The 13,239-nt window shown below is 34.0% G+C and carries 7 protein-coding genes; all 7 read right to left on the bottom strand.

Annotation, left to right across the window (positions count from 1 at the left end):
* Window position 1: 1 nt before the first annotated feature.
* The gene (locus VP395_RS08510) at window positions 2-2,404 is read right to left on the bottom strand and encodes a glycoside hydrolase family 31 protein (RefSeq protein ID WP_346241466.1); all 2,403 of its coding nucleotides are present in this window, start codon (window positions 2,402-2,404) and stop codon (window positions 2-4) included.
* A 251-nt stretch (window positions 2,405-2,655) separates the two neighbouring features.
* Window positions 2,656-4,572 carry a 1,4-alpha-glucan branching protein GlgB gene (glgB, locus tag VP395_RS08505; protein ID WP_346241464.1) on the bottom strand — a complete coding sequence of 639 codons (1,917 nt, stop codon included), beginning with the start codon at window positions 4,570-4,572 and terminating at the stop codon, window positions 2,656-2,658.
* Between the two features lie 3 nt (window positions 4,573-4,575).
* Window positions 4,576-6,210 (bottom strand): trehalose synthase, encoded by a 1,635-nt coding sequence (locus VP395_RS08500; RefSeq protein WP_346241462.1) that lies wholly within the window; start codon window positions 6,208-6,210, stop codon window positions 4,576-4,578.
* Window position 6,211: 1 nt separating this feature from the next.
* The gene (locus VP395_RS08495) at window positions 6,212-8,149 is read right to left on the bottom strand and encodes an alpha-1,4-glucan--maltose-1-phosphate maltosyltransferase (protein WP_346241460.1); all 1,938 of its coding nucleotides are present in this window, start codon (window positions 8,147-8,149) and stop codon (window positions 6,212-6,214) included.
* An 87-nt stretch (window positions 8,150-8,236) separates the two neighbouring features.
* Window positions 8,237-9,502 (bottom strand): glucose-1-phosphate adenylyltransferase, encoded by a 1,266-nt coding sequence (locus VP395_RS08490; protein ID WP_346241458.1) that lies wholly within the window; start codon window positions 9,500-9,502, stop codon window positions 8,237-8,239.
* 52 nt (window positions 9,503-9,554) lie between these two features.
* Entirely contained in the window at window positions 9,555-10,757 is a 1,203-nt protein-coding gene (gene glgA / locus VP395_RS08485) for a glycogen synthase (RefSeq protein WP_346241456.1), read from the bottom strand.
* A 455-nt stretch (window positions 10,758-11,212) separates the two neighbouring features.
* On the bottom strand, window positions 11,213-13,009 hold the full coding sequence (lepA, locus tag VP395_RS08480; protein ID WP_346241454.1) for a translation elongation factor 4: 1,797 nt from the start codon (window positions 13,007-13,009) through the stop codon (window positions 11,213-11,215).
* Between the last annotated feature and the right edge of the window lie 230 nt (window positions 13,010-13,239).

Below are 13,239 nucleotides of genomic sequence, written 5' to 3'. Positions count from 1 at the left end.
TCTATGAAATAACATGGAGTTCTGTAAATTCTTTACTTACTATGATGGTATTATCTCCATTAAGTTTAACGTCTTCAAATAACACCTCTTCATTATCAATTTGAATTTTAGTGATATTAAATGGTAAACCGTGGAATTTAATTTTTAAGGTTTCGTAAGGCGTTATATATTTACCTGATTTGAATTGTTGGATAATTAATGACTTTTTCTTGCCTAATAGCTTAAAATTTCTTAAGCTATATCTGCCTTTAATATAATCATATCCGTCTTGAGCATCTTCAAAAACTTGAGAGGTTTCTTCACCTGCTTTGTAATAAACATCTAAAACAAGTTCATCAATAGTTTTCTCGCCTACATATTGTTGAATAGGGTATTTTGGAATAATAGCACCTTCTTTAACAAATATTGGCATACTATCTAAATCGGCATCTACCCATAATTCTTGTCCGCCTTCTAATACTTCGTCTGTCCAGATATTATACCAATTTCCAAAAGGGAAATACATACGTCTTCCTTTTGCATTAGGTTCTGTTATTGGGCAGGCCAATATTTTTTCACCAAAAACAAACTCATCGTTTCTATAGTGATTATGCGGGTCTTCTTGATCGTATAAAACAAGTGATTTTAAAATAGGAACCCCTTCGTTTGCATACCTCCAAAAGGCGGTATATAAATATGGTAATAATTGGTATCTTATTTCAATAAATTTTCTAACTACATCTGTAATGTTTTTCCCAAAAGCCCAAGGTTCTTGGTCTCCATGGTCTCCAGATGAGTGGGTTCTGCAAAATGGATGGAATATTCCTAATTGTATCCAACGTGCATAAAGTTCGCCATTTGGTTGTTCAGCAAAACCTCCAATATCCGATCCAATAAATGAAAATCCAGACATACACATGCGTTGTGCTTGTATGTTGGCAATAGTTAAATGTTCCCAACTGGCTACGTTATCCCCAGTCCAGCTGGAAGTATAGCGTTGTGTACCAGAATAAGCGGCTCTTGTAATAACAAAAGGTCTTTTTGGGTATGCGAATTTTTTAAGACCTTGGTAGGTGGCTCTAGCCATTTGCATACCGTAAACGTTATGTGCTTTTCTGTGGCTACATGGGTTTGCGTCATAATCATGTCTTACATCATTTGGAAACGTTTTACCTGGTACATCCATTACTGCAGGCTCGTTCATATCGTTCCAAACTCCTTTAACTCCTATGTCTTCTACAAGTTCTTTAAATAAATCGGACCACCATTCACGTACTTCTGGGTTCGTAAAGTCTGGAAAATAGCATTCCCCAGGCCACACTTTACCTTTCATGTAAGGCCCATCGGCACGTTTACAGAAATAATCTTTATCCATCCCTTCTTGATAAACCGAGTAATCTTTATCAATTTTGATTCCTGGATCGATAATTACAATGGTTTTAAAGCCATTGTCGGCTAATTCCTTAACCATTCTTTTTGGGTCTGGAAAGTATTCTTTACTCCAAGTGAAGCATCTAAATCCTTCCATATAGTCAATATCTAAATAAATAGCATCACAAGGAATTTTTAGCTTTCTAAATTCGTTTGTAATTTCTTTTACTTTTGATTCCGGATAATAGCTCCATTTACATTGGTGGTATCCCAACGTCCATAAAGCAGGCAACTCATGTGGTTTTCCTGTTAAGTCGGTGTATATGGAAACAACATCGGACATTTGAGGCCCATAAATGAAATAATAATTCATTTCACCACCTTGAGCCCAAAAACTGGTAATGTTTCTGCGTTCATGACAAAAATCAAAAAATGTTCGGAAGGTATTATCAAAAAAGATCCCGTAGGATTTTTTGTGGTGTAAACCTGTATAAAACGGAATGGCTTTATAAATTGGGTCTGTATTTTTGCCGTACGCGTAAGAATCTGTTACCCAGTTTTCGAAACGTTTGCCTTTCAGGTTATTGTCAACCGGTTTATCACCTAAGCCGTAATAGCTTTCACCTTCTTGAGCTGTTTTAGACATTTTAACAATATCACCACCAAACTCATAACTTTCTTCCCAGTGAAATCCTAATTCATCTTCGCAAATAAGGGTTTTATCTTTGGCATCAAAAAGAGCAATTCGCATATCGATTTTTGATATGTGACAAATAAGTTTTGATGTCGTAACAATATATTTATCTTCTTCTTCAGTTACCTCAAGGAAATTATAGCCTCTACTGGCGTATTTAGTAATAGCGTATGAGAAATCTTTTTCAAAAACCCCAGTAGTAGTATATCTAAATCTTAAAACACTGTCACGTTGTACGGTTACTTGTAAAACTACATTGTTTTCAGAAGTAAACGATAAGGTATCTAGATTCTTTTTATAAGAAATTATATTTGATGGGAATAGATTTCCCTTATATTCTAATTCAGTGTTTAATATCATTTTTAAGACGTTAGAATTAATTAGCGAAAATACTAAAAGAATTAAATTTTAAGAGCGTTTATTCATTAAAAATACCGTAAGAAACCTGTTTAATAATCAAATAATTACTTGTATAATTATATAATTCACAAATTTTATAGAAATAGTGTAATAAAAATGAATTTTTTTAATTTTTGAATACAAAAAAGGCTTCGCTAAGACCAATTTAGCCATAACGAAACCTAAGTTTTAACATTATAAATAAGCGTTTTTTAAGATTTAAACTGAAAAACAGTTACTGCTAAAGGAGGTAACGTTATTTCAGCAGAATACTCTTTACCATTCCAAGATTTTTTAGTAATTAATACCTGTTTTTTGGTTTTATTAGTTACACCACTACCACCAAAATCGATATCATCACTATTAAATATTTCAATGAGCCTTCCTTTTATAGGAAGCCCTATAAGATAGTTTTCTCTTATAGTTGGTGTTAAATTACAAACTACTACTACATCATTTTCAGCTTGATACCCTTTTCTTAAGTATGAGATCACACAGTTTTCATGGTCGTCGTAACTAATCCACTCAAATCCTTCACTTGTAAATGCTTTTTCAAATAGGGCAGGGGTTGATTTGTAGAATGTGTTTAATGCTTTATAATATTGCTGAAAGTTTTTATGCGGTTCGAATTCTAATAAATTCCAATCTAAGCTTTCTTGAAAATTCCATTCGTTATATTGTCCAAATTCGGTACCCATAAACATGAGTTTAGTTCCGGGATGGGTAAACATACAACCAAACAATAATCGAAGGTTTGCAAAACGTTGCCATTCGTCTCCTGGCATTCTTCCTAAAATGGAGTTTTTGCCGTACACCACTTCGTCATGTGAAAGCGGTAGCATAAAATTCTCTGAAAATGCATAGGCTAAACTAAATGTAATGTCGTTTTGATGGTATTTTCTATAAATTGGGTCTTTTCCAAAGTATTCCAGTGTGTCGTGCATCCAACCCATCATCCATTTCATTCCAAAGCCTAAACCTCCTAAAAATACTGGTTTTGAAACCCCTGGAAATGCTGTAGATTCTTCTGCTATTGTTTGTACATCTGGGAACGATGCATATACTTCTTGGTTTAGTTCTTTTAGAAATTCGATAGCAGCCAAATTTTCTCTACCACCATAAATATTAGGTTCCCATTCCCCATCTTCTCTAGAATAATCTAGAAATAACATGGAAGCGACAGCGTCTACACGCAGGCCATCGGCATGGTATTGATCCATCCAAAAGATGGCATTACTTATTAAGAACGATTTTACTTCGTTACGCTCGTAGTTAAATATTAAGCTTTTCCAATCTTGGTGGTAACCTTTACGTCTATCAGGGTGTTCGTATAAATTAGAGCCGTCAAAAAACCCTAATCCATGTGCATCTTCAGGAAAGTGTGAAGGCACCCAATCGAGTATAATACCTATATCGTTTTGGTGTAATTTATCTACTAAATATTTAAATTCTTCTGGATACCCAAAGCGCGATGTTGGTGCAAAATAACCTGTTAATTGGTAACCCCACGATGGGTCGTAAGGGTATTCCATAATTGGCATCAATTCTACATGCGTAAAATTCATGTCTTTAACATAGGTTACCAATTCGTCTGCCAATTCGTAATATGATAAAAAGCGGTCTTCTTCTAAATGGCGTTTCCACGATCCTAAATGAACTTCGTAAACCGAATAAGGTGCATCTAAAGCGTTGTGTTTTTTACGCTTTTTCATCCAATCTGTATCCTTCCATTTATAGGTGTCGTCCCAAACTATGGAAGCTGTTTTTGGTGGATGCTCACAACGGCGTGCATAAGGATCTGCCTTTTCTGTTTTGATATCGTTATTATGGCTTTGAATTTTGTATTTATAAATATTGCCTTTTCCAACCGTGGGAATAAAGCCTTCCCAGATACCGCTAGAATCCCAGCGAACGTTTAGTTGGTGCTCACCTTCAATCCAAAAATTAAAATCGCCAATAACAGAAACTTGTTTTGCAGTGGGTGCCCAAACTGCAAAATAAGTGCCTTCAATACCTTTAACTGTTGTTATGTGTGATCCAAATTTTTCGTAAAGTCTGTAATGTTTACCTGCTTTGAAAAGGTTGATATCGAATTCTGAAAACAAACTGTGAACTTGTACTTGAGCCATAAATTAGTGGTTTATAATATTAGAAATACCCTTTAAAGGGATAATTGCCCATTGCGGACGCGAATTAAGTTCGTAACCTAATTCATAAACTGCTTTCTCTAATAAGCAGTATTTTAAAATAAAAATGCGTTCTTGATTGTATCCTGTATTTAAATTTGCGTGTTGCGTTTTGGTCACATAAGTGCCTAAAAACACACCTGAAATGTAACCATAAATAATTTCGCCTGCTTTAAATAAATAATCTTGTGTAAAGTTGCTAAATCGTTCTTTGTTATTGAAAATTGTAGCATAAATGGCATAATGAAACGATCTGAGCAAACTTGCAACATCTTTTAAAGGAGGTTGTTTTACTTTTCTATCGCGAATAGTACTTTCGGGTTCTCCCTCGAAATCCAAAATATAAAAATCGTTGTCTTTAACTAAAATTTGCCCTAAATGATAATCGCCATGAACACGAATGCGCTCGCCTTTTAGTTTGGTCCAATCAAATGTTGTAAAACGCTTACGGATACTGTTTTTGTTTTTTAAAATTTCATGAGCCAATTTTAACGCTAAACCATCTAATTTGTGGAGGTTATTTTCAACAGCGTTTAACCTGTTTTGAAACTGGTATATCATTCTGTTTTTCAGCCAAACCGTATAATCTCCATTGAAACGAGAAGGTGTAAAGGCAGTTTCTTCAAATTCAGACCCTAAGGCAATGTGCATTTCTGCGGTGCGTTTTGCCAAGGTTTGAATTTTTTTAAAAAGGTCTAATCCTACCCATTCTATAATTTGCGGAGGAACGGCTTCTATTGCTAATCGCTGAAATAATTCGGTTTCGGGAAGCATATTAACATTAATGCTTTTTAACTCGATATTAGAGAAAACAGTATGGAATTCTTTTAGCATATATTCCCAAGCATCACCTTGGTTTGGCACCATTTCCTGCATCAATGCAATGGTTATATAATCGTTATCTGCATCAACCAAATTAATACTTCCAAGATAAGATGGAGTGTTTTTAAATTCTTTTTTCTCAGACAAAAACCGACTCATTTCATAATCTGGATTTTTATCGGCAAAAATGCGTCTAAAAAATTTTAATACATATTTTTCATCATTGTAAACCAACGATGTGTTGCTTTGTTCTAAGCCCATAAACCGAGACGATTTATATACTATATCAGTAAAAAAATGACTTTTATGGTATTGAACTTTTGTGGTGTCTTTTGGTAATGCCGTAGTTATTCTTTCAAAAACCAATTTTCTAAAAGATTCTAAATTAACGGCATCAATAATATAGCCTTTTTTGTTTTTAATGCTTATTGAAAGAATTCTATCTTCTTGAGAAAAAGTGTCATCAGTAACAAATGCAATGGGCAAAAAGTAATGCTGATAAAAAGCTTCAACAAAATTAACTTCTAAAAGCAGGCCGTAATAAATTTCACCAAATTGTTGAATTTTAAAATATTCGGCTAATTCAATGTATTTTATAGTGCTGGATTTACCACCAAACCACCGTTGTTTAATAATATAGGCTTCTAAAACATCTGATAAAAAGATTTTTACAAAATTGTTATTATCTAACAATTCTTCCCACGATTCGTTAAAATCGTAAGTTGTTTTCAATCCATTTATTGCAGGTTCTTTTAGCATGTTATTTCGTTATATTGAAAATATGGAACGGTAAGGTTGGGTGTAGTTCTACAAAATTCCATTCATTATACCAATTATAACTACTGTTGGTTATTAAATCTTTAACTTCTATTCTATGGCCTGCAGGAATACCTAATTCTTTTAATGGTAGCTGTATAGTTCCTTGTTGAGAATTGAAAGCATCTAAACTAATGATGATTAATAATTCGTTTGTTTTAGCTTCATTCCATTTATAAAAAGCCATAAGGTTTGAATTTTCAACATAACAGAATTTTATATTATTGGTTTGTTGAAGTGCTTCGTTTTGTTGACGGATATGATTTATTTTTGAAATAACGGTAATTAGTTTGTTTTCAATAGTCCAATCATAATGTGTTATTTGAAACTTTTCAGAGTTTAAGTATTCTTCACGGCCAATAAGGGCATCACTTAACATATATTCATAAACAGGACCATAAAGTCCGATACTGGAACTTAAAGTAGCTGCCAGCACATAGCGTTGAATATGTTTTGATTCGTTAGCCCCTTGCAAGTGCATTGGGTTAATATCGGGTGTATTTGGCCAAAAATTGGGCTGCATATACTCACGAAGTTCACTTTTTGTTAACTCCTCCACATATTCTGTTAGTTCATGTTTATTGTTTCTCCATGTAAAATAGGTATACGATTGTGTGTAACCTTGTTTTGCTAATTGCGCCATGACTTTTGGCGCCGTAAACGCTTCGGCTAAAAAGATAACATCAGGATGTTTTGCTTTTATGTTAGATATAATCCAGTTCCAGAAATAGAAAGGTTTGGTGTGTGGATTATCAACTCTAAAAACATTGATACCACAATCTATCCAATACATTAAAATATCTAAACACTCATCCCAAAGTGCTAGATAATCTTCGCTTTCCCAATAAATAGGTAAAATATCCTGGTATTTTTTTGGAGGATTTTCGGCATATTGAACAGTGCCATCTGGTCGCCATTTAAACCATTGCGGGTGTTCTTTTACCCACGGATGATCAGGAGCTGCTTGTAACGCATAATCCATGGCAATTTCAAGACCATGCTCTTTTGCTTTATGAATTAAACTTTTAAAATCATCTAAAGAGCCTAATTGTGGATGAATGGCTTTGTGTCCACCATGGTGAGATCCAACACCCCAAGTGGAACCTACATCGCCTTCAACAGTAGTAGTAGTGTTATTTTTGCCCTTTCTGTTTACCTCTCCAATGGGATGAATAGGGGGAAAGTATAATGTGTCAAACCCCATTTTTGCAACTCTTGGTAGCAAACGTTCACAGTCTTTAAAAGTACCGTGAACCCCTTGATGCTCTGAAGCAGAACGCGGAAAAAATTCGTACCAAGTACTAAAACGCGCCTTTTTTCTATCAACATAAACGGTGTATTCCTTGGAAGTATTTGCCAATATTTTTTGCGGGTTAGCACTAAAAATATGATGAAGGCGTTCACTGGTTGCTTCTTTTATGGCTTCGTCATAATGGTTTTCGTTAGCAAAAATGTTTTTTAAATGGTCTAGATAAAATTGATCGTTTTGAGACACTTTTTCATGAATTTCATCTAAAAAAGCTATTCCTTCAAGTAGTTCTGAATTTACATGTTGGCTATCGGCAATTTTACGTTCAATACCATGTTGCCAGTTTAAGGCATAATCTACCCAAGCTTCTACTTTATAGGTGTAAAACCCTTGTTTTTCAACATAAAAAGAACCTTCCCATTCGTTATTTACAACAAGTTGGATACGATTTTCCCTCCAGTTTTTTTCCTTTTCATGTTTGTATAAAACTGATGCCCCAAGCACATCATGGCCATCTGCGAGAATATGTGCTTTAATATTAACTATTTCGTTAACCACACGTTTTATATAAAATTCGCCACCATTAACACTAGGTGATACGTAGTCTATTACAACTCTTCTTTGGTCTTGCATTGTTTTTAGTTAGTTTTAAGATAGTAAAAGCGGTAAATGATAGTTCACGGCTTTTAAAATATACTTGCTATTAAGATAAATTATTGTTTAAATAACGTAGCCAACAGGAATTGTAGCGCCTTTTTTTATAACTACAATACCTTCTTTAATAACATACATATCGGTTTCTTTGTCCTCTAAATGTTTTCCGCCATTAATCCTTACATCATCACCAATTCGACAGTTTTTATCAATAATAGCATTTTTAATAAAACAGCGTTCGCCAATTCCCATTAAGATTTTAATTCTGTAATTCTCAATTTCTTCAAGGGTTTCATAATAATCGCAACCCATCATATAAGTATTAATTACTGTAGATTCATTTCCTATTCTGGAACGCACCCCGATAACCGATTGTTCAATTTTGGCCGCACTTATTATACAGCCCTCAGCAATCACAGCTTTATTTAATGTAGTACCTAAAATTTTTGAAGTTGGAAGCATTCTGGCACGGGTATAAATACGTTTTGATTTATCGTATAAATCGAATTTTGGAATGTCATCAGTTAGTCCAATATTAGCTTCAAAAAAGGAATCTATGTTTCCAATATCGGTCCAATAACCTTCATATTGGTAACTTAATGTTTTATGTGCTTCTATAGACTGAGGAATGATTTCCTTACCAAAATCTATAGTTGAAGGGTCGTTCATTAAATCAACCAAAAGTTTGCGGTTAAAGATATAAATACCCATAGACGCCAAATAATTACGTCCTTGATGCTTCATGTCGTCGCTAACTTCCGAAGTCCATTCTGGCAATAAACTTGCATCTGGTTTTTCTATGAATGAAGTAACAACGTTTTCGTCATTAGCTTTTAAAATACCAAAGGAGGTGGCATCTTTTGCGTTTACAGGAATGGTTGCGATAGAAATTTCTGCATTACTTGCTATATGCGCTTCAACCATCAAATCATAATCCATTTGATATAATTGGTCTCCTGAAAGTATTAAAGCATATTCAAAATCATGTCTTAAAAAGTGATGCATACTTTGTCTAACAGCATCAGCAGTACCTTGAAACCAACCTTTGTTGGCAGGCGTTTGTTCAGCTGCAAGTACATCAACAAAAGCACTACTAAAAAAACTAAAATGATAGGTGTCCTTTATATGACGATTTAACGAAGCCGAATTAAATTGTGTTAACACAAAAATTCGTTTTATATCGGCATTGATACAGTTAGAAATGGGAATATCAACTAACCGATATTTTCCAGCAATAGGCACTGCCGGTTTGGATCTTGATTCTGTTAAAGGGTAAAGTCTTGAGCCTTGGCCTCCACCTAAAATAATTGATAAAACTTTGTTGTTAATCATGGTCGGTTAGTTTTAAGGTTATTGTGTTTAATTTCTTTTATTGATTTGAACTCTAAATTAAAGATTTGTATAGTTCTTCAACTTGCTTTGCAATGGCTACCCAATCAAAATAGTCTTCTACTCGTTTTCGCCCATTTTTTGCCATGTTGTTTCTTAAGGCATCATCATTAATTAAATCATTAATCCCTTTGGCAAGATCTCTAGAAAATTTATCTGGATTTATAGGTTCAAACGGAGCTTCTTTTTGTTGTTCTAAAGGAATTAATATGCCAGTTTCACCAGGAACCACAACTTCTTTTATACCTCCAACAGCACTTGCCACTACAGCAGTGTTGCATGCCATGGCTTCAATATTAATGATTCCGAAAGGTTCATAAATAGAAGGGCAACAAAATACATCGGCATGTGAGTATAATTGAATGACCTCATGTTTTTCAAGCATTTTATCAATCCAAATAACGTTGTTGCGCGTTTTTTTAACCTCGTTAACAGCGTCTTCCATTTCTTTACCAATTTCCTTTGTATCAGGAGCACCAGCACACAAAATTATTTGAGTGTCTGGGTCTATATATTTTATGGCGTTTACTAAATGGATAATGCCTTTTTGCCTGGTAATTCTTCCAACAAATAATACATAGGGTTTTGTTTTATCAATTCCATAGGCATCAAGTGTTGTAGTTTCAGAGGTTACTATATATTGTTGAAGATTGATACCGTTGTAAATAACCTTTATTTTACTTTCATCAACATTAAAATGTTGCAAAACATCCACTTTGGTTTCTTTGGAAACGGCAATAATGGCATCTGCCATTTCAATAGCGGTTTTTTCTACCCATGAAGAGGCATCGTAACCTCTACCTAATTGTTCTCTTTTCCAGGGTCTTAATGGCTCTAATGAATGTGTTGTTATGACTAGTGGCGTACCATAGCAAAGTTTAGCAACAATACCAGCAAATTGTGCATACCAAGTATGGCAGTGTACAATATCGGCATCTATTTTATCGGCGTTCATATGTATAGCCGTACTTAAAGTTTGAAATACAGATTTAAGTTGGGAATCAGATCCATTAAAAACGGTATTGTCGTATGGAAATCCTTTAACGGTTAAATTTTCAGTTTTTTCATTCTGGTCACCAAAACTACGAACATCTACTTCCATTAGTTTTGATAATTCTGCTGCCAAATATTCAACATGCACTCCTGCTCCGCCGTATACATAAGGTGGAAATTCGCGCGTAAAAAACAATGCTTTCATAAAATCAAGGTCAAAATTAATTTAATAATAGTTTTTCATTTTATCGATACAACTTCATAGAACAATCTTTAAATTCACTAGAAATGACAAGGTATTACTTCTTTTAAAAGAAAATTGGTTAAAATTTAATTTTAAAAAAACCATATAAACTTGGCTTAGGAATAAAATATCAATAATTGAATGTAGTTAGTTTATAAACTTACAAAAATATTGTTAATAACTTTGTTGAAATCGCATTTTTAAAGAAAAAAGCACAGAAATGGAAATTATTGAAATAATCACTAAAAAAAAGCTTTAAATAGCGCTTTTTAGTTTTAATAATTCAATGATATTTTGCTTTGTATTAATGAAAAGAGGCTTCAATGAAAATTGAAGCCTCTAAGTCAAGAGAATTGTTAATAAATTTAAAGTACAGATTTTGATGGTTCACTCAAAAGAGTACTGGTTATGAAATTTTAATCATTCAATTTTAAAACAGCCATAAACGCTTGCTGAGGAATTTCTACATTACCTACTTGACGCATACGTTTTTTACCTTTTTTCTGCTTTTCTAAAAGCTTACGCTTACGCGAAATATCGCCACCATAACATTTAGCGGTTACATCTTTACGAAGTGCTTTTATGGTTTCACGCGAAATAATTTTAGCGCCAATAGCAGCTTGAATAGGAATATCGAATTGTTGACGCGGAATTAACTCCTTCAACTTTTCACACATTTTTTTACCAATATTTTGAGCATTATCGGCATGAATTAATGCAGAAAGCGCATCAACGGGTTGTGCATTCAGTAAAATATCTAAACGAACTAATTTTGATACTTTCATGCCAATTGGATGGTAATCAAAAGAAGCATAGCCTTTTGAAACGGTTTTCAATCTATCATAAAAATCGAATACAATTTCAGCCAAAGGCATTTCAAAAGTTAATTCAACACGTTCGGTAGTTAAATAGGTTTGATTGGTTACAATGCCTCGTTTTTCAATACACAACGACATGACGTTACCAATAAAATCGGCTTTTGTAATAATAGTTGCTTTAATATAAGGTTCTTCAACTCGGTTTACGGTGGAAGGATCTGGTAAATCGGATGGGTTATTTACAATAAACGCCTCGTCTGGGTTTTTGTTTGTAAATGCATGATAGGACACGTTGGGAACTGTTGTAATTACCGTCATATCAAACTCACGTTCTAAACGTTCTTGGATAATTTCCATGTGAAGCATGCCCAAGAACCCACAACGGAAACCAAAACCTAATGCCGCCGAACTTTCTGGAATAAATACTAAAGAGGCATCATTTAATTGTAGTTTTTCCATAGAGCTACGAAGCTCTTCATAATCTTCTGTGTCAACAGGATAAATACCAGCGAAAACCATTGGTTTTACATCTTCAAAGCCTTCAACAATATTGGTGGTTGGGTTTGCGAAATCGGTAATAGTATCACCAACTTTTACTTCTTTAGCGGTTTTAATACCTGTGATTAAATAACCAACATCGCCCGTTTTTACAGATTGTTTGGCTACTTGGGTTAATTTTAGCGTACCTACTTCATCGGCATAATATTCATTATCAGTCGCAACGAATTTAATTTTTTGACCCTTTTTAATTTCACCATTAAACACTCTAAAATACGTTTCAATACCTCTAAAGGTATTGTAAACAGAGTCAAAAATTAAGGCTTGCAATGGTGCATTGGGGTCTCCTTTAGGTGCTGGAATACGCTCAATAACTGCTGCTAAAATATTATCAACACCAAAACCTGTTTTTCCACTGGCGTGAATAACGTCTTCGGGTTTGCAACCTAATAAATCGACAATATCATCGGTAACTTCTTCAGGGTTGGCACTCGGTAAATCTACTTTATTAAGAACAGGAATAATTTCTAAATCGTTTTCTAAGGCTAAATATAGGTTGGAAATAGTTTGCGCTTGTATACTTTGTGCTGCATCTACAATAAGTAAGGCCCCTTCACAGGCTGCAATAGATCGCGACACTTCATAAGAGAAATCTACGTGACCAGGAGTATCAATAAGGTTTAAAATATACTGCTCACCTTTATAGGTATAGTCCATTTGTATGGCGTGGGATTTAATGGTAATACCACGTTCACGCTCCAAATCCATATTATCGAGTAGCTGGTTTTGCTTTTCACGCTCGGTAACTGAACCTGTAAAATCTAACAAACGGTCTGCCAAAGTACTTTTACCGTGGTCTATATGTGCAATAATGCAAAAGTTTCTAATATTCTTCATAAAGGAAATTCTATCCTAATTTAATTTGCAAATATAGATGTTTTTAAATGAGGCTGAAAGATTGCATACATGTAAATTGTACTATCTCATAACAGATTAGTTATAAATGTGCGATTTAAACCCAAATAACTATTTGTTGGTATTAAATTTATAATCTATTATGGTGTTTTTTATGTAAGAAATTAAACTTTTATCTATTTTTAAAGTCTTAATTTCATTTGTGTTACATA

The sequence above is a fragment of the Mariniflexile soesokkakense genome (genome assembly GCF_039650365.1).
GTDB lineage: Bacteria > Bacteroidota > Bacteroidia > Flavobacteriales > Flavobacteriaceae > Mariniflexile > Mariniflexile soesokkakense.
The sequence above is the reverse complement of the archived record's forward strand: the minus strand, read 5'-3'. Positions and strand labels throughout refer to the sequence as shown.

What these genes read in the sequence shown, in the direction of transcription:
- VP395_RS08510 (WP_346241466.1), bottom strand. Translation starts at nt 2,404, where the DNA reads ATGATATTAAACACTGAATTAGAATATAAGGGAAATCTATTCCCATCA.
- glgB (WP_346241464.1), bottom strand. Translation starts at nt 4,572, where the DNA reads ATGGCTCAAGTACAAGTTCACAGTTTGTTTTCAGAATTCGATATCAAC.
- VP395_RS08500 (WP_346241462.1), bottom strand. Translation starts at nt 6,210, where the DNA reads ATGCTAAAAGAACCTGCAATAAATGGATTGAAAACAACTTACGATTTT.
- VP395_RS08495 (WP_346241460.1), bottom strand. Translation starts at nt 8,149, where the DNA reads ATGCAAGACCAAAGAAGAGTTGTAATAGACTACGTATCACCTAGTGTT.
- VP395_RS08490 (WP_346241458.1), bottom strand. Translation starts at nt 9,502, where the DNA reads ATGATTAACAACAAAGTTTTATCAATTATTTTAGGTGGAGGCCAAGGC.
- glgA (WP_346241456.1), bottom strand. Translation starts at nt 10,757, where the DNA reads ATGAAAGCATTGTTTTTTACGCGCGAATTTCCACCTTATGTATACGGC.
- lepA (WP_346241454.1), bottom strand. Translation starts at nt 13,009, where the DNA reads ATGAAGAATATTAGAAACTTTTGCATTATTGCACATATAGACCACGGT.